This window comes from Prochlorococcus sp. MIT2309, assembly GCF_059772305.1.
This window is the reverse complement of record NZ_CM186282.1, coordinates 1239185-1261463: the sequence shown is the minus strand read 5'-3', so window position 1 is coordinate 1261463 and position 22279 is coordinate 1239185. Positions and strand designations below refer to the sequence as shown.

Here is a 22279-nt window from a genome sequence, read left to right as displayed (position 1 = left end):
AATAATCTAATTTTGGCACTCTTTAAGGAGAAAAACTAACAAAATAAGAAAAGGGTCTCTACCTCAAGAAAAACAACTCAATATCTATCAATGAAATGTCCTTAAGTTCATGGCATCAACGTTTACAAAAGAAACTTACGAGATCTAGGCAATTTTTACCAAACAATTCGGGATTACTTGTCGCTGTATCAGGCGGACAAGATTCAATGGCGCTCATCAAACTTTTGATAGATCTTCAAAAAGTCCATCAATGGAAACTCTATGTTTGGCATGGCGATCACAAATGGCATGACCAGTCCAGTCAAATTGCAGATGAATTGAGAATATGGTTTTCAGATAAAAATCTAGAATTTTTTGTGAGCGAATCATCGAAGGGAGAAATCAAGACTGAAAACTCAGCTAGAAATTGGAGATATGAGAAACTAGTTGCTAAAGCCAGCTTAATCAGTAATCAAAACAGGGATATTGCATGCCTTAAAATACTTACAGCTCATACTGCTACTGACAAAGCAGAAACATTATTACTTAATCTTGCAAGAGGCTCCGATTTAAAGGGATTGGGAAGTTTGAAAGAGGAAAGACATCTTGAACAGAAATTTGACTTAGTAAGGCCTATGCTGTTGTTCAATAGAGAGGAGACTAAGCAAATTTGTGAAGATTTCAATATCCCTGTTTGGATAGATCCCACAAACTCAAATCTAGACCTTAAGAGAAACAAAATACGTCATGAGGTTTTACCCATACTTGAAAACCTGCATAAAGGCTGCACTAAAAGAATTTCTGATTTGTCTGAACGTATTTCCATTTATGACAAGGACATTAGAACCCTTGCAAAGATGGTTCTTGAGAGCATCTCAGACAAGAAAGGATTAAAACGAGAAAAATTCAACAATCTAAATTATTCATTAAAACTATTATTAGCGGCAAATTGGTTAAATAAACATCAAATAAAAAATTACACTACAGACTCTCTTAATGAGATGATTCATGACATTTCCAAACCAACAAAGAACGGGGAAAGAAATTTGAAAAATGATTTCTTTGTTGAATGGACCAAAGAATATATAAATATCAAAAAGAGGATATAACTTTAAGAGGTAACTGCCGATCTACGACGACGAGTTCTACCAGTAGGTGCTTCTGAGTCAGATTCTTTTTTAAGATTATCCGAATCTGTACCTGTTTTGATTGTCTGTGACGTTGCAGCAGCGCTGACAGATTGATCTTTAGTTGTGATTTGATTCTTTCTCTGTTCATTTACGCTACTTCTAGTTGTTGTCTTTGGACCATCAGTTGTCTTTTTACTTACAGGGATATCCTCTAGCGAAGGCTTATATGCCCGAGTACCTGCAGGAGCCGGTTGGACTAAGCACAAGATCAATGGTTCAACTTGTAGCTCACGCCTCATCCTACGTGCCAATCCAGATTCAATTTCTCTTTGAAGGCCTATCCAATCAACCTCTATTGATTTGGAGGCGCTCTGTACCGTTAGCTGTTTCCATCTGTTTTCAAGTACCCAATTAATTTCTCTTTCTGTCCAGAGAGACATTGTTTTTGCATCTAAATTAGTGATAATGCCTCGAAGATTTACTCTAGGAGGAGCAACCATGACACCATCAGTACTAACTGCTGCCAAAACTGTTGCCAATCCCTCCTCAGCCAGTTTTTGTCTTTCACCAAGGACTCTATCGTCGACAATCCCTGTTCTGGATCCATCAAGAAGTTCAACTCCTGATTTAACAGGTTGAGCCTGGATTAGAGAATCTGGCCTTAACTCAGCAACATCTCCATTCTGCATGACATGGACATTTTCAGGTGGGACTCCCATAGAAACAGCAGTTTTTCCATGCAATACTTGCATTCTGTACTCACCGTGAACAGGTATGAAAAATTTTGGTTTAATAAGGCCGAGCATCCACTTTTGATCTTCTTGGCAACCATGCCCTGAAACATGAATACCATGTTCTTTTCCATACACCACTTTTGCTCCAAGGCGAATTAACCTATCAATCGTATGACTTACTGAAATTGTGTTCCCAGGAATTGGGCTTGCAGAGAAAATTACAGTATCAGTTGTTTTTAATTGAACATGTTGATGCTCTCCTCGAGAAATCCTACTCAAAGCCGCCATATGCTCACCTTGACTTCCTGTCATTAATAATAGTGTTTCGCGATCGGGAAGATCTCTGATATGGCGAATTGGGAAGAAAAGATCATCTGGGCAACGCATGTAACCTAATTCTCTACATTTGCCTACAACATTGAGCATAGAGCGTCCAAGTAATCCAACCTTACGCCCATTTTTCATCGCCAATTCAATAATCATTGCTACGCGGTGAGTCGAACTTGCAAAAGTTGTAAGCATTACTCTCCCTTGTGCCGTTGCAATATATCTATCTAGATTTGGAAACACCGAGTACTCAGAGGGAGTAAAACCTGGTACCTCGGAGTTAGTAGAATCTGACAGTAGACATAAGACACCTTTATCTCCGTAATAAGCCATTCTCGACAAATCACTTGGCTCTCCATCAGGAGGCGTATGATCGAATTTAAAGTCGCCAGTAAAGAAGACAACCCCAACAGGAGTGGTAATTGCGAATGAGAAGCTATCAGATATTGAATGGGTATTTCGAACAAATTCAACAGAAAAGTGTTGGCCAACTTTAACAACGTCTCTTGGTCCCATAGCTTGAATGGTTGATCTATCAGCAACACCAGCTTCCTCCATTTTTCCTTTCAGCATTGCCATTGCTAAGGGAGGTCCATAAATAATTGGGATATTAAAGTTTTTGAGATGATGCGAGATGCCTCCTATATGATCCTCATGACCGTGAGTAACAACCATACCTCTAATTTTTTTTTGGTTTTCTCTTAGATAAGTGGTATCAGGCATTACTACATTGACGCCATGCATGCCATCTGTTGGGAAGGCCAGTCCAGCGTCGACAATCATGATGTCATCTCCATACTCAAAAACACAGGTGTTTTTCCCAATCTCTCCCAAGCCGCCAAGGGGGATAATTCTTAAGCAAGGCTTATTATTTTTGCCAGTTCCAGTTGATGAAACTTTTATGTTGGTTGAATTCATTGAACTTGATGTCATGAGAAAAATTACGCGAAAAACTAAATTTGGTTGAGAGGAAAGAGAAAGAAAATGAGAAAATTCAAAAGAACTTTTAAATCAAATTAAAGAGAGGGAAGCAAGAACTTTTTTTAAGTCTTTTTTCATTTCAAAGCTGAGTGGAGGTAAGGGACTTCGTGGAGAACCCACTGGCCAACCAGTTAATTCAAGAGCTGCTTTAACAGGTATTGGATTAGTAGTTGCAAATAAAGCCGAAAAAAGGGGCTGTAATTGCTCGTGATAACTAATAGCTAGCTTACATTGCCCGCTGAGATAAGCCTGAATCATTTGTTTTATTTTGGGTCCAACGATGTGACTGGCAACACTTACAACACCCTCAGCTCCTACTGAAAGCATGGGCAAAAGAAGTGCATCGTCACCGCTATAGATTGAAAGTTGTTGCCCACACTGCAATCTTAGATCTGTTATTTCAAGAACAGATCCACTTGCCGCTTTGAAAGCAACAATATTGGGACAATCCATCAATAACTTCATCGTATCGGGCTTTAGTGAACAACCTGTTCGTCCAGGGATGTTGTAAAGCATCAAAGGAAATTCTGGAGTAGATTCTGCAATTGCGCGAAAATGAGCTTCCAAACCCTCTTGAGGTGGCTTGTTGTAGTAGGGCACTACAACAAGGGCACCATCAGCACCTGCCGCATAAGCCTCCTTAGTAGCCTTTATTGCTTCAGCCGTACTGTTACTCCCTGTACCAGCCAAAACTTTCACATCAGAGGAAACCGCATCTTTTACAGTCTCCAGGATTAACAGTTGTTCTTTCCAACTTAGAGTGGGAGATTCACCCGTGGTTCCACATACCACAATCGAATCAGATCCCTCAAGAACAAGATGAGAAGCGAGCTTGGCAGTAAGCCTTAGGTCAACTTCACCATTAGCCCCAAAGGGGGTCACCATAGCGGTCAATAATCTACCAAAAAGTATCTCAGAAGAATTATTTAAATCAGTCATAATTTGGGAATTAAAAGTTCAGCAATTTGGATTGCGTTTAAAGCCGCTCCTTTTCGGATTTGATCTCCACACAACCAAAGTTCCATAGCATTTTGATTACTCAAGTCTTTTCTAATTCTTCCAACAGCAATATCGTCTTGACCAGTAACGTCAATTGGCATAGGAAATCTATTATCTTCGCTATCTTCAATTATTCGAACTCCAGGTGCATTATTTAATATTTTAATAGCTTCATTAATATCAAATTCATCTTCAAATTCAATATTAACAGACTCAGAATGGGCTCTAAGTACTGGTACTCGAACGCATGTAGCTGTTAACATTAATTCAGGATTATTAAGTATTTTCCTGGATTCATTAATCATTTTCATTTCTTCCTGACAATATTTATTCTTATCAATTGGAGAATTATGAAGGAACAAATTAAACGCAAGCGAATACGGGAGGACTTTGCTTGGGGTAATTTTTTCATTTAAAAGGTCTTGACTTAACGATTTCAATTCCTCCATTGCTCGTGCTCCTGCGCCACTAGCAGACTGATAGGTTGAGACAACAATTCGTTTTAAAGGAAATTTTTTTCCTAGTGGGCCTAAAACCAGAGAAAGCAAAATAGTTGTGCAATTAGGATTTGAGATCAGACCTTTGTGATTAAAAGCATCCTTTGGATTAATCTCCGGCACTACCAATGGAACATCGGGTGCCATTCTGAAGGCATTTGAATTGTCAATTATCAGAGCGCCTTTGTTATTTATTATGTTTCTCCAAAATTTTGAGACTGAACCACCTGCTGATGCAAAAACTAAGTCAATACCATCAAACTCACTCTCAGTAACTTCTCGGACAACAAGATCTTTTCCCATAAAAGATTGGATATTCCCTGCAGAACGAGAGGACGCCAATAGACGCAATTCATCAATTGGAAATGATCTTTCCTGAATTAAATCAAGCAATTCTTGTCCAACTGCACCACTTGAGCCAAGAACTGCAACTTTAAGAGGTCGATTTGGTAAGAAAGGTAGTTTTTCCAAGCTTTTTTGGCAAAAATTGTTTTAGGAAAATCCTCTTTGAACGGTGAGGGATCGTGATTCTTATGCTGATTTAAATTAATAAATAAAGACTTTAAAGTTTTTTTGATCACATTACCTTTATAAAGTTTAACTGACAGCTAGTTAGAGTAAAAGACTAGAAAATTAAATTATGACCATCTCAAAATTAAAAGTAACCACAAGTTCACTTCCCTCAAGTCGTATTGCTGTGGCTCTAGAAATCCCTGCAGACCAATGCAAAACAAGTTTCGATGACGCCCTTAAAAACCTTTGCAAGACAGCAAATTTGCCAGGTTTCAGGAAAGGGAAGGTTCCCAAAGCTGTCATATTGCAGCAAATTGGAGCTACGAGGATCCAAGCTTCAGCGCTTGAAAAATTATTGCAAAAGTCTTGGGAAGAGGCATTAGATCAAGAATCCATCGAGCCTCTTTGCGAACCTGAGTTAAAAGATGGTTTTGAGAAATTACTTGAAAATTTCGACCCAAATAAATCCCTCAAAATCACCTTAGAGACCGATATCGCTCCAGAACCAAAACTAAAAACAACGCATGGTTTGAAGGCCGAAGTTGAAAAAATAGTTTTCAACCCAGAAAAAGTTGATAAATTAATTGAACAATCAAGAAAGCAATTAGCAACATTAGTTCCTGTTGAAAATCGTCCGGCTGCAATGGGTGATATTGCAGTAGTTAGTTTTGAAGGGAAATTCAGTGACGATAATGAACCCATCAAAGGTGGAAAAGCAGAATCAATGGATCTTGAACTCGAAAAAGGGAAAATGATTCCTGGATTTATAGAGGGTATTGTTGGTATGTCTGTGGATGACGAAAAATCAGTAAATTGTGAGTTCCCAAAGGATTACCATGATGAAACCGCAAAAGGGAGAAAAGCAAACTTTTCAATTAAATTAAATGATTTAAAGTCTAGAGAGTTACCTGATTTAGATGATTCTTTCGCAAAACAGACAAGTGATAAGAATACAATGAAAGAATTGAGAGAGGAACTAGAAACTCGGCTAAAGGAAGAATGCAAACAAAATCAAAAAAAAGCAAGGCAAGAATCTCTTTTGAAAGAATTGGTTAAAGAACTTGAAGTTGAATTACCAAAAACTTTAATAGACATAGAAGTTAGAAATATAGTTGAACAAACAGCTAGAAATTTTGCTCAGCAAGGTATTGATGTTAAGTCAATATTTACCCCCGAACTTGTAGATTCTTTAATGCAATCATCAAGGCAGGAAGCTGAAGATAATTTACGAAAAAGTCTTGCACTTAATGCGCTTTCGAAAGCTGAAAAAATAGAAATCACAGAAAATGAAATTGATTCAAGATTCAAGGAAATTGAAAATGAGTTTAAATCACAGAAAAATTTTGATGCAGTGAAACTCAAACAAGCAATTGGAGACGACTTACTTCAAGAGAAACTAATAAATTGGCTGGAAGAAAACAATTCTGTAATCGAAAAGACTCCTAACAAAAATCAAAGCGAGCCTGATATAAAAAATTCACCCAAAAAAGTCAAAGAAAAATCAAAAACCTCAGAAAAAAAGACCAAAAAAATCACTAAAGAGAACTAAATTTTATTAATTTATAAATAGATAATCATTATGAACGTGCTCAACACAAGTCGAAATCATCCTATACAAAGCTTTTTTCGTAGTCCTCAGCTAGCTTCTCCAGGGATCTTGCCAACTGTTGTTGAGCAATCAGGTAGAGGAGATCGATCATTTGATATTTACTCTCGACTGCTAAGAGAGAGGATAATTTTTCTTGGTAGTGAAGTTAATGATCAAGTTGCGGATTCATTGGTAGCGCAGATGCTTTTCCTAGAAGCGGACGACCCAGAAAAAGATATTCAACTTTACATAAATTCTCCTGGTGGATCTGTTACTGCCGGACTTGCTATATACGACACAATTCAACAAGTAGAGCCAAATGTTGTAACTATCTGCTTCGGACTAGCCGCAAGCATGGGTGCCTTTCTTCTATCCGGCGGCACAAAAGGGAAGCGATTAGCTCTTCCTAATTCAAGAATTATGATTCACCAACCACTTGGTGGGGCTCAAGGTCAAGCTGTAGAAATTGAAATCCAAGCAAAAGAAATTCTTTTTTTGAAAGAAACTTTAAACTCATTGCTATCAGAGCATACTGGGCAACCGTTAGATAAAATTACCGAAGATACAGAAAGAGACCACTTTCTTTCTCCTCAAGAAGCGGTTGAATATGGCCTGATAGACAAAGTGGTTAATGCTCAACTGACATGAAATCATTAAGTATGGATGACTTAATCATCCATATCGGCGATCCTGTTAATTGAGGCTAAATACCTTAAGTCAATCCTTTACTAATCAATTGCTGAGAGCTCGATGGCAAAATTCGACGCCCATCTAAAGTGCTCCTTTTGTGGGAAAGCTCAAGATCAGGTAAGAAAATTAATTGCAGGACCAGGGGTATACATTTGTGATGAATGTATAGACCTCTGCAATGAAATCCTTGAAGATGAACTTATTGAAGCTCAGGGTAATAATCGTCAAAGCAAAGAGTTAATTAAAAAAAGTGCATCAAATGCTCAGGAGGGCCACAAAAAACCTGCTCCAACATTAGCTAGTATTCCAAAGCCAATTGAAATTAAAAAAGTACTTGATAATCAAGTTGTGGGCCAGGAGTCTGCAAAAAAAACTTTATCTGTTGCTGTTTACAATCATTACAAGAGACTTGCATGGTCCGGAGATGGAAACGGCGAAACTGAATTAACTGCAACTAAGCTCCACAAGTCGAATATTTTGTTAATTGGACCAACTGGCTGCGGGAAAACATTATTAGCACAATCACTTGCTGAGTTACTTGATGTCCCTTTTGCTGTCGCCGATGCAACCACGCTCACAGAAGCGGGATATGTAGGAGAGGATGTTGAGAATATCCTTCTAAGACTTCTCCAAAAAGCTGATATGGACGTTGACCTAGCTCAAAGAGGGATTATTTATATCGACGAAATCGATAAAATAGCCCGCAAAAGTGAAAACCCATCAATAACACGTGATGTCTCTGGAGAAGGAGTTCAGCAAGCACTTTTAAAAATGCTTGAGGGCACAGTCGCAAATGTTCCTCCACAAGGAGGGCGAAAACATCCTTACAGCGAATGTATTCAAATTGATACGAGTCAAATTCTTTTTATTTGTGGTGGTGCTTTTGTTGGACTACAAGAGGTTGTTCAAAAGCGATTAGGTAGAAACTCTATTGGTTTTATGCCAACAACTTCAGAAGGTGTTCAAAGACTTAATAGAGATTTAAAAGACCATGAGGTCCTAAACCAGCTTGAACCAGATGATTTAGTTAAGTATGGTCTCATACCAGAATTTATCGGGCGAATGCCCGTAGCAGCAGTTCTTGAACCGCTTGATATAGATGCACTTAAATCCATTCTGACAGAACCAAGAGATGCCATCGTGAAGCAATTTAAAACACTTCTAAGTATGGATAATGTAAAACTCGATTTCGATGACGAAGCAGTTAATGAAATTGCAAAAGAGGCCCACAAACGAAAAACAGGCGCAAGAGCATTACGTGGAATTGTCGAGGAACTAATGCTTGATCTCATGTATAAGCTTCCATCACAAACAAGTATTAATGAATTTATAGTCACTAAGAAGATGGTAAAGGAGCTTACAAAAGCGAAAATATTATCTCTACCTTCAAATGATGAAAGACAGAAAAAAGAATCCGCTTAAAAAATTTTTTAATCATGCATGAGTGAACAATACGAACCACTTCACCACAAATATCGCCCACAAAGCTTCGATAGCCTTGTAGGGCAAGATTGCATTTCTGAGACGCTCAAACAAGCAATTCGAACCAAGCGAATCGCACCAGCCTATATTTTTTGTGGTCCTAGGGGAACAGGAAAAACCTCTAGTGCAAGAATTCTTGCACGATCTTTAAACTGCACAAAAAATATTCAAGAAACAATCACACCTTGTGGTGAATGCGAATTATGTAAGTCAATCATTCAAGGCTCGGCTCTCGACGTTATAGAGATAGATGCAGCATCTAATACTGGGGTAGATAATATCCGTGAATTAATCGAAAAATCAAGATTTGCCCCGGTCATAGCAAAATGGAAAGTATATGTAATAGACGAATGTCATATGTTATCAACAGCGGCGTTCAACGCATTATTAAAGACTCTTGAGGAACCTCCTGAGAGAGTAGTATTCATTTTGGCTACAACTGATCCTCAAAGAGTCTTACCAACAATATTAAGTAGATGCCAAAGATTTGATTTTAGAAGAATACCTTTAAGAGAACTTTCAAAGCATCTGAAAATGATCTCGGCGAAAGAAGGCATCTCCATTGAGGATGAAGCTATTGAAGGCATAGCAAAACATTCTCAGGGTGGTCTTAGAGATGCCGAAAGCATGCTTGACCAATTAAGTCTTTTACCAAGTCCGATTAAATTAAATACAGTTTTAAATTTAATTGGTGTCATTCCTGACAATGAATTAATTGGATTAGTTGAATCGATAGCAGACTCTAACCCATTGGAAACGCTGAAAAGTTGCAATAATCTTCTTGAAAGTGGAAAAGAACCAATAGCAATTCTTCAGGGTTTTGCATCAGTTTTAAGAGACTTAATCATTAAAATTCTTGCCCCTGAACATGAAAACCTATGCAACTTATCTAATGAGTCATTAGATAAGATTGATAAATTAAAACAAAAATTAGATATTCAAGTTGTACTCAAGTGGCAATCTCAATTAAAAGGTACTGAATATCAATTAAGGCAGAGTCTTCAACCAAGACTTTGGCTTGAAGTTTTACTATTGGGATTAATAGATAAACCAAATAATAAGGGATTGCAAGAGAACATAGCAAAAGAAGATATAAAAGGGTTTAGTGATTCATCAACTGAAAATTTAATAGTTACAGACACACAAAAAATATTTAATAAAAAAGAGAGCTCTCCTAATTCTAAAATTAAAAAAATTGACTCTAATGAAGAAAATTCAAATGATCTCAGACAGATATGGGAACGAATTCTCTCTTCGCTAACTCTTCCCTCTACAAAAATGCTTTTATCTCAACAAGCTCAATTAACAAAGATAACTCAAGAGACTGCTGAGATATCAGTTGCATCAAACTGGATAGGTATGATACAAAGCAGAAGTTCATTGATAGAGGATGCAATCAAAAATACCTTAGGTAGTCCACGAAAGATTATTCTTAACAAAACTATAGAAAATAAAGATAGTCTGGGGAAACAAAAGATTGAAAAAAATATTGGAGAGAAATCAACTAAAAAAGTTTATGATTCCGAGCAAAATGCATATTTGAAATCTGAAATTAGAGTGGATAAGATAGAAAAAAATATTCCCAATGAATCATCAACTCCAAAAGAAACTGGTAGTAATGAAGCTGAGAAATTAGCAGAATTCTTTAATGGAGAAATTATTAATCTTGATTGATTGATTGACTATTTTCATGGCCTTTATGAATCGTTTTTACCCAAACAAGTCTTTTTGTAAATAATGCCATCTTTAAAGCCACATAGGGAATAACTACAAACCAGTGTAATAAATATAATAAAGCTAAAAAAATCCTTATAGGTGAAGGATTAGGGACTTCAGGCCCCTCACTGACTCTTGAACACCCCTTCCAATATGCTAAGCCTGATACTGCCAAAGCAATGAATGATAATGGCCAGTAAAGAGGTATTGATTTTGTGAGAAGAGAGATAAGTAAATCCCAAAAAGATACTAATGGAATAACATATTGAAGAATAAAAAAACATATTAAATCTGTTTTTAAATTAATTCTAATCGTGGAAGAAATAAATTTTTCGTAGTAATCAAAAAATCTCTGCAAACCTCCTTCAGCCCATCTTTGGCGTTGCTTAAAAAGATCAAGAAAATTAGATACTGCTTCTTCATGAATTGGTGGATCCCATAAAATTCCTACTGATGCTCTAGAAAAAAGTAATCGAAAGCTTAAATCCAGATCGTCAGTTACTGTTTCTTCATTAAAGCCGCCACATTCTTCTAGAACTTTACGTTTTATTAACTGACCATTACCTCTAAGTTCAACAACGCCCCCACCACGCAATCTTCCTCTCTGAATAACAGCGTCCATAGCCATTTCCATAGATTGAAAAACAGTTAAAATATTTTGATTGTTATTTACAACTGCTTTTCTTAATTGAAGTGCTGACCAATTTTTTCTTTTTGCTTGACGTATGACTCTTACAAGAATATCTGAATTAAATTGTGCATCTGCATCCAAAATAAAGACCCAATCTCCATTTAATTTACTTAAGGCAAAATTTAATGCTCCTGACTTTCCACCACCTGCTGACCTTGGTCTCTGAAGCAAATTAAAGTTTTCTTTTTTCTCTATCAAGCTTTTAATCAAAATATTTGTATTGTCTTGACTACCATCATCGATAATCCAAAAAGAGATTCGATCAGTTGGATAATTTATTTTCGAAAGTCTTTGAATTAATCCTTCAACAACATTCTCCTCGTCCCTAGCAGAAACCAAAACATCAATATTTGGAAAATAATTTTCATCAGATTTTTCTTCTATTTCAGATGAATCACTGAGCCTGTCGCGATCTCGTAAAACAACTCTTAGTCCGTATCCCCCCAATACTAATGCGAGAGAAAAAGCAGGTAAAAGATTCTTTGAAGGATCTATCCAGTGAGGAATAGATCCTATAATTCCGCAAAAAATGAAAAATATAGCCGCTTTTCGGCGTCTGTGATTTCCATTCGGACTCTCAAAGATCATTCTGTTTCCGAATTTAGATCTTAACTCTAGGGCAAAGATTCATATTCAGTACCCGGATAGTAATGGCTGAGAATTTTATCAACATTCCAACCTCTCTTAGAAAGTTCAATTGCGCCAGCCTGAGATAATCCAACTCCGTGGCCAAATCCCCCTCCTGAAAATTCCCATGAATTATCGCCTTTTTTACTTACCACAAAAAGAGTACTTGGCAATTCTATTAGGATCTTTCTAATTTCATCAGCCTTAAGTATTAAGGACTCTTTGCTATTTTTTGCGATTATTTTTAGCTGTAGAACCCTTCCACTTGCTCCTCTTCTCATAACTTTAATATCAGAAATTGAATCAAAATTAATACTATTATCCAATAACATATTAATTATATTTGTGTTTGTTATTAGTCGTTTCCATCTAAATCTTTTATGAAAACTACCGTAAATATTATCGGTTGTTGTTAAAAATAATGAAACTTGTGAATCTTCAACAAAAGGAAGCTTAAACCGTTCCTTTAGCTGGTAATTTGCATCTATTTTAGCGGTTAAATATGGAACAGGCGAAACAAGCCAAGCTTCATCTAAGCCAGCCATAACTCCACCATTTGTCGCATGATAAACAGCATTAATAGGTTTTCCTTCATAGACCAAATACTTCCCTGAAGTTGAATTGATCGCTCCTATGACAGATTCATGAGATTTTTCAGGGTCCTTATAAACCTGACATTGTGTATCACTGCAGAGATGGTAACCATCGACATTAAATCTTGAAATATTTGCTAGAGCCCATGTCCTTGCTAAAACAGCCTGTGCTTCCTTTGCGCTTTTTGGAGCGCTGGAACCTATTTCATGCTGGACTACGCCGCCAAGATATTTCTTTAATTTTACTTTCTCAATTAAAGTCCAAGTCCCATAAGCATCCTTCTGAAGAAGAAAAGGACCAAAATACAATCCGCCTTTCCAAAGTAGACCCGATGGTGCCTTGATTTCTATGGGTCCCTTCATTAGAAAACCAGATTCACCAATTTTTAGTAATGGTTGAACTTCAAATTTATTAATTTTTTCGATTACCTTAAATTTAAAATTTTTAGGAATTCTCTCTTTTTTTGAAACCCAGACCTCCCAGTCCCCTGGCCTAGCTATTAAAGAAGAAATATTTTTTTCACTAAGCTTTAATGCAATTTCTTTGGCTGATTCATAACTTGCAAAAGGACCTAACACCTTTCTGAAAATTTTAATTGGATTCTCTTTTGGAAGTAATTCCCAATCGATTTGAATTTGGGAGGATTTATGCAGAATCCCATTCATGTCTCTTAGGATTAATTTATCGCGATTACTAGAAAGAGTAAGAGTATCTCTAATTTTTGGATTACCACCAATATTTTTACCAAGATAGGTCTCCAGACTTACAAAAATATGGTCACTCTTGTTTTTTACAACTGGTGGGAGAGGAATAGTTTCGTGAGTTGGTATTGATTCTGAATTTGCGGGAAAATTATTTTCAGCCTTTAGCACCTGGTGAAAACTCCACAGCAAAAAGCAATAGATATAGAAAAAACAAAAATTTCTTTTCAATTGTGTTTTTACCATTTATTTTTTTAAAAGAATTCAGCTGCCTTTTGCTATTTCAGCATTTTTAATTTGCTTAAAAGGAGACAAGGCTCTATGCTCATTTGATTAAGCAGTTCGACAATAGAATGCCGAAACTAAAAACTCGTAAAGCCGCTGCTAAGCGTTTTAAAGCAACTAGTACTGGGAAGTTTATGCGCAGGAGAGCGTTTAGAAACCATCTTCTTGACCACAAAAGTCCTAAACTGAAACGACATCTTGCAACTAAGGCTGTTGTCAATGAGAGAGATGCTGACAATGTGAGTTTGATGCTTCCTTATTCATAAACTACCTATTTTCAAGTACAATTTCTCCCAGTAGAAAAAAATTTCTAACCAAGTAACTTATGGCAAGGGTAAAAAGAGGAAATGTCGCTAGAAAGCGTCGAAACAAGATACTTCACTTAGCTCGTGGATTTAGAGGAGGGAATGGGAAACTCTTCAGAACCGCCAATCAAAGAGTTATGAAGGCCCTATGCAATGCCTACAGGGATAGACGTAGACGCAAGCGTGATTTCAGACGTCTTTGGATTGCAAGAATTAATGCTGCTGCAAGAATCAACGGATGGACTTACAGCTCATTAATGGGAACTTTAAAAAAAGAAGATATAAAATTGAATAGAAAAATGCTCTCTCAACTTGCAGTTGTAGATCCTTCAAACTTTGAGAAAGTCGTTTCTTCAATTAAACGATAAAAAAGCAAGCCCTAATATTTAAAAAAAAATATACTGGTTGAGCTATAAGAATTTTAGATAAGTTTTCTTTTGTATTACTATAATATATATATAATAGAGTGAAGTATTTATAATTTTTATCCTGCCTTTTCTACATTTCGATTGAGCTTTACAAGGAAAAATCATTAAAAACTTTCATTTCTATTGAGTCTTTTGGATTTTTTGAATTATGAATTTATCTCTGCCTGAAACCTACCTAACTGGGCTAAGCATCCTTCTATTGTTTATTGCGATATTAGTCGGAAGGCAATTACTAAAAACCCGTGCGGATGAAAGCAAATTAATTCAACTAGAAAAAGGAAACGTAGACTCCTCTAATGATGCTGGTGAACTCTACGAACTTGCTTCAGTTCAAATCAAAAAAAGACTTTATCCTCAAGCAACTGCTACTTTAAAAAAAGCAATTAAAAAGCTTAAAGAGGAGCCTAATGAGGCCAGAGCGGTAATCGAAAATGCACTTGGATTCTCCTTAGCTGCTCAAAACGATTTTAAATCTGCAATTACTCATTACAAAACTGCAATCAAAGCCAAATCTGATTATCCAGTTGCATTGAATAATTTAGCTTTTGCGAAAAAAAAACTGCTTGAAACGGAAGAAGCTTGTGAAATCTATGAAGAAGTTTTGAAAATTGATCCCAAGAACAAAACAGCAAAAAAAGGATATGAAAGACTTCAAAAAAGAACTGGATCTAAAATAAAAAATAACAATTCCCTAGAAAAAGGCTTCTAAAATAAACATATAACTACTTACACAATCATGGAAGATTCACAAGACAATTTAAGGATAGGTAATAAACTTTTCAATAGCAGATTATTGACTGGAACAGGAAAATATCCTGATATTCGAACCATGCAAAAATGTCTTATAAACTCAAAATGTGAAATTATAACTGTGGCAATTAGGAGAGTACAAGCAGCTGAAAAGGGTCACAAAGGCTTAATAGAATCAATTGATTGGAAAAAGTTTTGGATGCTACCAAACACTGCTGGTTGCACTAATTCAGAGGATGCAATAAGGGTTGCCAAGTTGGGAAGAGAATTAGCAAAAGTAGTAGGTCAAGAAGACAACAATTTCGTGAAGTTAGAAGTAATACCTGATAAAAAATATTTATTGCCAGATCCAATTGGAACCCTAAAAGCTGCTGAGAAACTTGTTGAAGATAACTTTGTTGTCCTTCCTTATGTGAATGCTGATCCTTTATTAGCTAAGAAACTTGAGGAAGTTGGTTGTGCCACCGTAATGCCATTGGGGTCGCCAATAGGATCCGCACAAGGAATTAAAAATTCTGCAAATATTTCCATCATTATTGAAAATGCCACAATCCCAGTAATAGTTGATGCTGGAATAGGTGTGCCCAGTCAAGCATCATGTGCAATGGAAATGGGTGCAGATGCAGTTCTAATTAACAGCGCAATAGCGCTTGCAGGTAATCCTCCAAGAATGGCAAGGGCCATGGCAAAAGCCACCGAGGCAGGTAGAGATTCTTATCTTTCTGGCAGGCTGCTTGAGAGACTTCAGGCAAGCCCAAGCTCGCCAGAAAGCGGTGTCATCGCTAAGTAAATATACCTATTCAATAAGTAACGGTACGTAACGGAAAGATAAAGAAGGCAAATTTTATCCATAAGGTCAGCCAAATACACAGAAAAAATGATTGTTACAAAGGAGTCTGAGGGACGTCTTAATGCATTTGCTAAAGAACCCGAAATAGAAGTACTCTCAACCCAAGCAAGTGATAGCAACGGATCTCGGATATTCTTATCTTTTGGGATTTTACTTTTCATCGGACTTATTGCTTTTACATTCACAATCAGGTGAAACCTTCATAGGCTCTTGCGTATGATCAGTAGAAAGCTTTTTTCTGCTGGAGTTTGGGGTGAAAGTTCTTGTTCTTGGTGGTGATGGGTTCTGCGGATGGCCCTGTGCAGTGAACTTGGCAGACCAAGGTCACGATGTGATTATTATCGACAATTTAAGTCGAAGAAAAATTGATGTGGATCTAGAAGTAGATTCACTAACTCCAATATCAAGTATCGGAGATCGACTTAACGCTTGGAAAGAAATTGGTGGGAAACCAATCCGTTTTATCAATTTGGATATTTCCAAAGAATTTCAAAAGATGGTTGATCTTCTACTTGAAGAAAAACCTAATTCAGTAGTGCACTTTGCAGAGCAACGAGCTGCCCCTTACTCAATGAAATCAAGTGCCACTAAAAGATACACTGTTGATAACAATGTCAATGGCACTCACAACCTTTTAGCGGCGATTGTTGAAAGCGAATTAGATATTCATATCGTTCATCTTGGAACAATGGGAGTATATGGGTATGGATCCCACCGAGGAGCAACTATTCCAGAGGGTTATTTAAAAGTCGAGGTACCCCAACCTGATGGCAGTCGTTTTGAGGAGGAAATCCTTCATCCTGCGAGCCCTGGGAGTGTCTATCACATGACCAAAACACTCGACCAGTTGTTATTTTTGTACTACAACAAAAATGATCTAATAAGAATCACCGATCTCCATCAAGGAATAGTCTGGGGAACAAATACTGACGCATTAAATAGAGATCCGCGGCTAACAAATAGATTCGATTATGACGGTGATTATGGAACTGTACTAAATAGATTTCTTATGCAAGCAGCAATCGGATACCCACTAACAGTTCATGGGACTGGCGGTCAAACTCGCGCTTTCATTCACATAAGAGACTCAGTTAAGTGTGTGCAATTAGCGCTCGAAAATCCACCAGAGAAAGGAGAAAGGGTCAAGATATTTAATCAAATGACTGAAAGTCACCAAGTAGGCGAATTAGCCAAAAAAGTTGCTTCTCTTACAGGCGCCGAAATAAATTATTTACCTAATCCTAGAAATGAGGCAGTTGAGAACGATTTGATCGTTGATAACAGATGCTTTATTGAACTTGGGCTTAATCCCACTACACTTGATAATGGTTTATTAGAGGAGGTAGTTGATATAGCTAAACGTTGGTCAGAGCGCTGTGACAAGAATCGAATTCCATGCGTCTCTGCTTGGACAAATACCCAAGCCAAGGCAATCAAAGAGAGTAATTAATCCCTTAGCCAATTTTTCAGCAAAGTGAAAATAGCTTTTTTTACAGAAACTTTTCTACCAAAGGTTGATGGCATAGTCACAAGACTTACTAAAACCATTGAATATCTTGTTAAAGGTGGGGATGAAGTTGTTGTTTTTTGTCCCGAGGGTTGTCCAGAAAGTTATAAAGGTGCTCGAGTGATAGGGGTAGCAGCTATGCCTCTACCTTTGTACCCAGAATTAAAACTTGGCCTCCCAGGACCGGCAGTCTCAGAAGCGCTAGAGAGTTTTCAACCAGACATAGTTCATGTAGTCAATCCAGCCGTTCTTGGTCTTGGGGGTATTTGGTTGGCAAAAACAAATAACATTAGATTAGTAGCCAGCTATCACACTCATCTTCCGAAATATCTTGAACATTATGGGATGGGAATGCTTGAGCCCCTCCTTTGGGAACTTCTAAAGGCTGCCCATAATCAGGCTGTTCTTAATCTTTGCACTTCAACAGCTATGGTTCGAGAACTTAGTGATAAGGGGATACAACATACGGAACTCTGGCAAAGAGGAGTTGATACTGAAACTTTTAGACCAGAATTAAGAAATGAAAATATGCGTAAAAGACTGATAGGCAACTTTACTGATGAGGGTTCTTTATTGATTTATGTAGGAAGACTATCAGCAGAAAAACAAATTGAGCGTATAAAACCAGTGCTCGAATCTTTGCCAACTGCCAGATTGGCATTAGTTGGAGATGGTCCTCACCGGAATCAACTTGAAAAAACATTTCAAGGAACCGCAACTACGTTTGTGGGATATTTAGCAGGAGAAGAACTCGCAAGTGCATACGCGTGCGGAGATGCGTTTTTATTCCCTTCAAGCACAGAAACTCTGGGATTGGTTTTACTTGAAGCTATGGCCGCTGGATGCCCAGTGGTTGGAGCAAATCGAGGAGGTATCCCTGACATAATTTCTCATGGCGTGAATGGATGTCTTTACGATCCTGATGGCGAAAATGATGGATCTGAAAGTTTAATTAAAGCCACTAAAAAAATTCTAGGCAACGAGGCAGATCGCCAAACCATGAGACACTCTGCCAGAGAGGAGGCAGAAAAATGGGGTTGGGAAAGTGCTACTAAACAACTAAAAAAATATTATGTGAATGTTATGAATGAAGAATTAAAAAATTAAAAGACATTGGTGGTTGACACTAAGCTGCGTGAGGTGGAGGAGTTGGTGAACTAGATGAATGAAGAGGGATAACCAAAGTCGCCCAATTAGATTGCCTTGCTGGACGTTTTCTAACTGGGTGACGAATTCCAAAGGGTACTCTAATTACATTTGTACCATCAACTCTAAGAAGATCCCCATTGCTGAGAACTGACTCCAAACTATTAGAAAATTTTGGTAATTTTAAATCCTTCGGTGGATTTGCATTACTCAAAGTTTTAGCGGTGCTTGATCTCTCCATATTTCCCCATAAATTAAAGAGACAGTGAGAAGTGAAAATTTATTTGAAAAATTTGCCATTTTGGCAAATCGAAATAAAGATTTCTCATTCTTATAGAAAGATAACTATAAATGATCAATAACGCTAGGGGTAGTGTTTGATCAATCATCGTAATCATTAATACTTGTACATGTACAAATAAGATTTCTATCTCCGAAAGCGTTATCAATTCTTGAAACAGAAGGCCAGAACTTATTTTTGATCAGATCTGAAACAGGGAAAACTGCCTCAGCTCGAGAATAAGGCCTATCCCACTTATCTGCAGTGACACTAAATAAGGTATGGGGAGCTCTTTTGAGGGGGTTATTTTCCTTATCACTTTTACCTATCTCAATATTTTGAATCTCCTTGCGAATCGAAATCATTGCATCACAAAATCGATTGATCTCTTCCAGGCTTTCACTTTCAGTGGGTTCTACCATTAATGTCCCCGCAACTGGCCAGCTCACAGTTGGTGCGTGGAATCCATAGTCCATTAATCGCTTAGCAATATCGTCTACCTCTATGCCAGTATTCTTTTTAATATCTCTAACATCTAATATGCATTCATGAGCAACCATTCCATTAGGACCTTTAAATAAAATCGGATAGTAATCTTTAAGTCGATTAGCTATGTAATTTGCAGATAACATTGCCAAAGTTGAAGCATTCCTTAGTTCATCACCACCCATCATTCTTATATACATCCAGCTAATAGGAAGTATTGAAGCACTCCCAAAGGGTGCGGCAGATATGGCACCTACTTTATTTTTAAAATCTGCACAGAATTCAAAAGGGTGACTAGGCAAGAAAGGCTCTAAATGATCGGCCACTGCAATTGGCCCCACGCCAGGTCCACCACCCCCATGAGGAATGCAAAAGGTTTTGTGTAAATTAAGATGGCAAACATCTGCTCCGTAAACTCCAGGCCTACACAACCCAACTTGAGCATTTAAATTTGCTCCATCAAGATAAACCTGTCCACCATGAGAATGAATTATTTCACAAATTTTTCTTATTTTAGGTTCAAAAACACCATGAGTTGAAGGATAAGTAACCATCAATGAAGAAAGTTCATTGCTGTAATGTTGTGATTTTTTCTCCAAATCTGAAATATCAATATTTCCCGACTCATCACATAACACAGGAACAACTTTCATTCCAGCCATCACTGCACTCGCAGGATTAGTCCCATGGGCACTGGTGGGTATTAAGCAAATATTTCTCTGATTTTGCCCCTTGGACTTATGCCATTGCTGAATAACCAATAATCCTGCAAATTCCCCTTGAGAACCAGCATTTGGTTGCAGAGAAACTCCTTTAAATCCAGTTAATTCTGCAATCCATATTTCCAGATCTTTTATCAGATGTTTAAAACCTTGTGATTGCTCAATTGGAGAGAATGGGTGTATTGAGGAAAATTTCTTCCAGCTGATTGGTATTAATTCAGAAGTTGCATTTAACTTCATAGTGCAACTACCCAGTGGAATCATTCCATTAACTAGGGAAAAATCTTTAATGACTAAACTATTTATATAACGCAATAAATCAGTTTCACTTCTATATTTTTTAAATACATTTTGTTGCAACCATTGCTCATTTCTTAGCGGAATATCATCAGAAAAAGTTAATGTTTCTAAATTAGATATTTGAGTTTTTTCAAAGATTTTATTTTTTGCTTTTGAAATAATATCAATGAGATCGTTCAATTCTTTTTCATTACTTAACTCATCAAAAGTCACTCCGAATCCTTTCGCATTAGAGACTGATTCTCCAAAGGGTAATATTCTTAAATTAATATTTTTTTGTTCTGCAAGTTTAATTACTAAATCAGCTTCCTTACAAAAAACCTCAACCGTGTCAAAGCGATCATAAGAGTCAAGTTCATATCCCAGATTGATCAAGGCATATTCAAATTGTTTCCGTAGAGCTATGATTTTTTTTGCGATCGATTCAAGTCCCTCTGGACCATGATAAATCGCGTAAAAGACAGCTATGACAGCCAAAAGTACTTGTGCAGTACAAATATTACTTGTGGCTTTATCTCTTCGAATGTGTTGTTCTCTTGTCTGTAAAGCAAGTCTCAAAGCATGATTACCTTCATTATCAACAGATTGACCAACCAATCTTCCAGGAATTTGTCGTTTAAAACTTTCTTTGGTTGCAAAAAAAGCAGCATGTGGTCCACCAAATCCAATAGGCACTCCAAATCTTTGTGCACTACCAATTGCAATATCCGCTCCAAAAGTGGCTACAGGGGCCAAAAGAACCTGCGCTAATGGATCGATCGCGACTGTAACCAAAGCATTTACCTTGTGAGCTGAACTAATTACATCGGTTGGATTCCAAAGGCGGCCATCACTTCCGGGGAGTTGGAGCAACAGCCCAAAAACATCATCATCAAATGAAATTTGCTGAGGTTTAACCAATTCAATAATTATTCCCAAGGGATTTGCACGTGTTATCAGAACTGAAAGGGTTTGAGGGAGAACTTTTTCATCAACTAAAAATCGTTTTGATTGGATATTTTTATTAGCAGCAAAGCTCATGCTCATAGCTTCTGCAGCAGCTGTAGCCTCATCTAGCAGGGATGCATTTGCTATTTGCAAACCTGTAAGTTCTGATATGAGAGTCTGGAAATTAAATAGTGCCTCTAACCGACCTTGTGATATTTCCGCTTGATATGGGGTGTAAGCTGTGTACCATCCTGGGTTCTCAAGGATATGTCTCTGAATAGGAGCAGGTAATGTTGTTCGATGGTAACCAAGCCCAATAAATGATTTAAAAAGTTGATTTTTCTCTGCAATTAATTCAATTTCTTCAAGAGCTTCCCTTTCACCACAACCTCTTTTTACAGAAGGAAAAACTGGCTCAGTATCCAATATGTCTTTTGGCACAACTGAAGAGATAAAATCATCAAAATTGTCATGCCCAATTACTTTGAGCATATAGCTTTGATCTTCTTCATTTAGGCCAAAATGCCTGATAGCAAAACTCGATAAATCCATGCCGGGTGTTGTCAGTGCCGAACGAGGAAACTGACTTTTTTAATTTTTAAAGGCTAGTAAGTCTCTCGCAAAAGTGAGAAAATAATCAATAATAAAAATTTTTATTTAACAGCTACTTTATTTTTATAAGAATCTGCATCCATTAATTCATCAATCTGATCAGGATTCGTTGGGGCAATTCTTAATAGCCAACCATCACCATGCGGATCATTCTGAAGAGCTTCTGGATTCGCTATCACATCTTGATTTATAGAAATTACTTCTCCACTCACTGGTACATACATGTCCTCGACAGCTTTTACAGACTCAACTGAGCCAAAAACTGTTCCTTTTTCAACCATTACACCCTCCTCAGGTAAATCCACAAAAACGATGTCTCCCAACTGATCTACGGCAAATGCACTAATACCAACCTTAACTAATTCATCCTCAAGTACTGCATACTCGTGGCTATCAGCAAAACGAAATTGTTGTGGAAAATCAAAAGCCATG

General features: G+C 37.3%; 20 protein-coding genes. 12 read left to right on the top strand and 8 right to left on the bottom strand.

All coding sequences use genetic code 11. The annotated features are described in order from the left end of the window. Positions 1 to 95 precede the first annotated feature (95 nt). A complete protein-coding gene (tilS, locus tag AC6EJA_RS06865) occupies positions 96 to 1088 on the top strand; it encodes a tRNA lysidine(34) synthetase TilS (RefSeq protein WP_498501925.1) in 993 nt (330 codons plus the stop codon). A 2-nt stretch (positions 1089 to 1090) separates the two neighbouring features. On the opposite strand, the gene AC6EJA_RS06860 is transcribed toward tilS, so the two are convergent. The 3 genes from AC6EJA_RS06860 to AC6EJA_RS06850 form a co-directional block, all read right to left on the bottom strand. Further along, positions 1091 to 3103, bottom strand: a complete 2013-nt coding sequence (locus AC6EJA_RS06860) for a ribonuclease J (RefSeq protein WP_498501924.1) — start codon at positions 3101 to 3103, stop codon at positions 1091 to 1093. 78 nt (positions 3104 to 3181) lie between these two features. Continuing rightward, positions 3182 to 4090, bottom strand: coding sequence for a 4-hydroxy-tetrahydrodipicolinate synthase (gene dapA / locus AC6EJA_RS06855; protein WP_498501923.1), 909 nt, complete (start codon positions 4088 to 4090; stop codon positions 3182 to 3184). Beyond that, on the bottom strand, positions 4087 to 5118 hold the full coding sequence (locus tag AC6EJA_RS06850) for an aspartate-semialdehyde dehydrogenase (protein WP_498501922.1): 1032 nt from the start codon (positions 5116 to 5118) through the stop codon (positions 4087 to 4089). The genes dapA and AC6EJA_RS06850 overlap by 4 nt, the downstream gene beginning before the upstream one ends. Positions 5119 to 5287: 169 nt before the next feature. Between AC6EJA_RS06850 and tig the strand changes: the two genes are divergently transcribed. From tig to AC6EJA_RS06830, 4 genes are all read left to right on the top strand, one after another. Further along, positions 5288 to 6709, top strand: a complete 1422-nt coding sequence (gene tig, locus AC6EJA_RS06845) for a trigger factor (protein WP_498501921.1) — start codon at positions 5288 to 5290, stop codon at positions 6707 to 6709. A gap of 30 nt (positions 6710 to 6739) precedes the next feature. Continuing rightward, positions 6740 to 7396 carry an ATP-dependent Clp endopeptidase proteolytic subunit ClpP gene (gene clpP, locus AC6EJA_RS06840; protein ID WP_498501920.1) on the top strand — a complete coding sequence of 219 codons (657 nt, stop codon included), beginning with the start codon at positions 6740 to 6742 and terminating at the stop codon, positions 7394 to 7396. Positions 7397 to 7498: 102 nt separating this feature from the next. Further along, a complete protein-coding gene (clpX, locus tag AC6EJA_RS06835) occupies positions 7499 to 8860 on the top strand; it encodes an ATP-dependent protease ATP-binding subunit ClpX (protein ID WP_498501919.1) in 1362 nt (453 codons plus the stop codon). 18 nt (positions 8861 to 8878) lie between these two features. Further along, on the top strand, positions 8879 to 10594 hold the full coding sequence (locus AC6EJA_RS06830) for a DNA polymerase III subunit gamma/tau (protein ID WP_498501918.1): 1716 nt from the start codon (positions 8879 to 8881) through the stop codon (positions 10592 to 10594). On the opposite strand, the gene AC6EJA_RS06825 is transcribed toward AC6EJA_RS06830, so the two are convergent. Together AC6EJA_RS06825 and AC6EJA_RS06820 are read right to left on the bottom strand one after the other, a co-directional pair. Continuing rightward, entirely contained in the window at positions 10581 to 11915 is a 1335-nt protein-coding gene (locus AC6EJA_RS06825; protein ID WP_498501917.1) for a glycosyltransferase family 2 protein, read from the bottom strand. The two genes, AC6EJA_RS06830 and AC6EJA_RS06825, sit on opposite strands and share 14 nt — an antisense overlap. Positions 11916 to 11941: 26 nt before the next feature. Then, positions 11942 to 13420: a SpoIID/LytB domain-containing protein gene (locus tag AC6EJA_RS06820; protein WP_498501916.1), complete on the bottom strand. Its 1479-nt coding sequence runs from the start codon at positions 13418 to 13420 to the stop codon at positions 11942 to 11944. Between the two features lie 182 nt (positions 13421 to 13602). Here AC6EJA_RS06820 and rpmI point away from each other — a divergent pair, with 182 nt between their 5' ends. The 7 genes from rpmI (at position 13603) to AC6EJA_RS06785 (ending at position 18481) form a co-directional block, all read left to right on the top strand. Next, positions 13603 to 13800, top strand: coding sequence for a 50S ribosomal protein L35 (gene rpmI / locus AC6EJA_RS06815; RefSeq protein ID WP_498501915.1), 198 nt, complete (start codon positions 13603 to 13605; stop codon positions 13798 to 13800). Positions 13801 to 13859: 59 nt separating this feature from the next. Continuing rightward, entirely contained in the window at positions 13860 to 14207 is a 348-nt protein-coding gene (gene rplT / locus AC6EJA_RS06810; protein ID WP_498501914.1) for a 50S ribosomal protein L20, read from the top strand. Positions 14208 to 14415: 208 nt separating this feature from the next. Next, on the top strand, positions 14416 to 14976 hold the full coding sequence (locus tag AC6EJA_RS06805; RefSeq protein ID WP_498501913.1) for a tetratricopeptide repeat protein: 561 nt from the start codon (positions 14416 to 14418) through the stop codon (positions 14974 to 14976). A 27-nt stretch (positions 14977 to 15003) separates the two neighbouring features. Next, positions 15004 to 15807, top strand: coding sequence for a thiazole synthase (locus tag AC6EJA_RS06800; protein WP_498501912.1), 804 nt, complete (start codon positions 15004 to 15006; stop codon positions 15805 to 15807). An 87-nt stretch (positions 15808 to 15894) separates the two neighbouring features. Next, on the top strand, positions 15895 to 16062 hold the full coding sequence (locus AC6EJA_RS06795; protein WP_498501911.1) for a photosystem II assembly protein Psb34: 168 nt from the start codon (positions 15895 to 15897) through the stop codon (positions 16060 to 16062). 58 nt (positions 16063 to 16120) lie between these two features. Beyond that, a complete protein-coding gene (locus AC6EJA_RS06790) occupies positions 16121 to 17317 on the top strand; it encodes an NAD-dependent epimerase/dehydratase family protein (RefSeq protein WP_498501910.1) in 1197 nt (398 codons plus the stop codon). Positions 17318 to 17341: 24 nt separating this feature from the next. Further along, on the top strand, positions 17342 to 18481 hold the full coding sequence (locus AC6EJA_RS06785) for a glycosyltransferase family 4 protein (protein ID WP_498501909.1): 1140 nt from the start codon (positions 17342 to 17344) through the stop codon (positions 18479 to 18481). A 19-nt stretch (positions 18482 to 18500) separates the two neighbouring features. Here AC6EJA_RS06785 and AC6EJA_RS06780 read toward each other — a convergent pair whose 3' ends face one another. From AC6EJA_RS06780 to gcvH, 3 genes are all read right to left on the bottom strand, one after another. Then, on the bottom strand, positions 18501 to 18761 hold the full coding sequence (locus AC6EJA_RS06780) for a hypothetical protein (protein ID WP_498501908.1): 261 nt from the start codon (positions 18759 to 18761) through the stop codon (positions 18501 to 18503). 140 nt (positions 18762 to 18901) lie between these two features. Next, the gene (gene gcvP, locus AC6EJA_RS06775) at positions 18902 to 21787 is read right to left on the bottom strand and encodes an aminomethyl-transferring glycine dehydrogenase (protein ID WP_498501907.1); all 2886 of its coding nucleotides are present in this window, start codon (positions 21785 to 21787) and stop codon (positions 18902 to 18904) included. 101 nt (positions 21788 to 21888) lie between these two features. Next, positions 21889 to 22278 (bottom strand): glycine cleavage system protein GcvH, encoded by a 390-nt coding sequence (gene gcvH, locus AC6EJA_RS06770; RefSeq protein ID WP_498501906.1) that lies wholly within the window; start codon positions 22276 to 22278, stop codon positions 21889 to 21891. Position 22279 lies beyond the last annotated feature (1 nt).

Bases quoted from the DNA above. Each gene is read 5' to 3' on its own strand.
- tilS (WP_498501925.1), top strand. From the start codon at position 96: ATGTCCTTAAGTTCATGGCATCAACGTTTACAAAAGAAACTTACGAGA.
- AC6EJA_RS06860 (WP_498501924.1), bottom strand. From the start codon at position 3,103: ATGACATCAAGTTCAATGAATTCAACCAACATAAAAGTTTCATCAACT.
- dapA (WP_498501923.1), bottom strand. From the start codon at position 4,090: ATGACTGATTTAAATAATTCTTCTGAGATACTTTTTGGTAGATTATTG.
- tig (WP_498501921.1), top strand. From the start codon at position 5,288: ATGACCATCTCAAAATTAAAAGTAACCACAAGTTCACTTCCCTCAAGT.
- clpP (WP_498501920.1), top strand. From the start codon at position 6,740: ATGAACGTGCTCAACACAAGTCGAAATCATCCTATACAAAGCTTTTTT.
- clpX (WP_498501919.1), top strand. From the start codon at position 7,499: ATGGCAAAATTCGACGCCCATCTAAAGTGCTCCTTTTGTGGGAAAGCT.
- AC6EJA_RS06830 (WP_498501918.1), top strand. From the start codon at position 8,879: ATGAGTGAACAATACGAACCACTTCACCACAAATATCGCCCACAAAGC.
- AC6EJA_RS06825 (WP_498501917.1), bottom strand. From the start codon at position 11,915: ATGATCTTTGAGAGTCCGAATGGAAATCACAGACGCCGAAAAGCGGCT.
- rpmI (WP_498501915.1), top strand. From the start codon at position 13,603: ATGCCGAAACTAAAAACTCGTAAAGCCGCTGCTAAGCGTTTTAAAGCA.
- rplT (WP_498501914.1), top strand. From the start codon at position 13,860: ATGGCAAGGGTAAAAAGAGGAAATGTCGCTAGAAAGCGTCGAAACAAG.
- AC6EJA_RS06805 (WP_498501913.1), top strand. From the start codon at position 14,416: ATGAATTTATCTCTGCCTGAAACCTACCTAACTGGGCTAAGCATCCTT.
- AC6EJA_RS06800 (WP_498501912.1), top strand. From the start codon at position 15,004: ATGGAAGATTCACAAGACAATTTAAGGATAGGTAATAAACTTTTCAAT.
- AC6EJA_RS06795 (WP_498501911.1), top strand. From the start codon at position 15,895: ATGATTGTTACAAAGGAGTCTGAGGGACGTCTTAATGCATTTGCTAAA.
- AC6EJA_RS06780 (WP_498501908.1), bottom strand. From the start codon at position 18,761: ATGGAGAGATCAAGCACCGCTAAAACTTTGAGTAATGCAAATCCACCG.
- gcvP (WP_498501907.1), bottom strand. From the start codon at position 21,787: ATGGATTTATCGAGTTTTGCTATCAGGCATTTTGGCCTAAATGAAGAA.
- gcvH (WP_498501906.1), bottom strand. From the start codon at position 22,278: ATGGCTTTTGATTTTCCACAACAATTTCGTTTTGCTGATAGCCACGAG.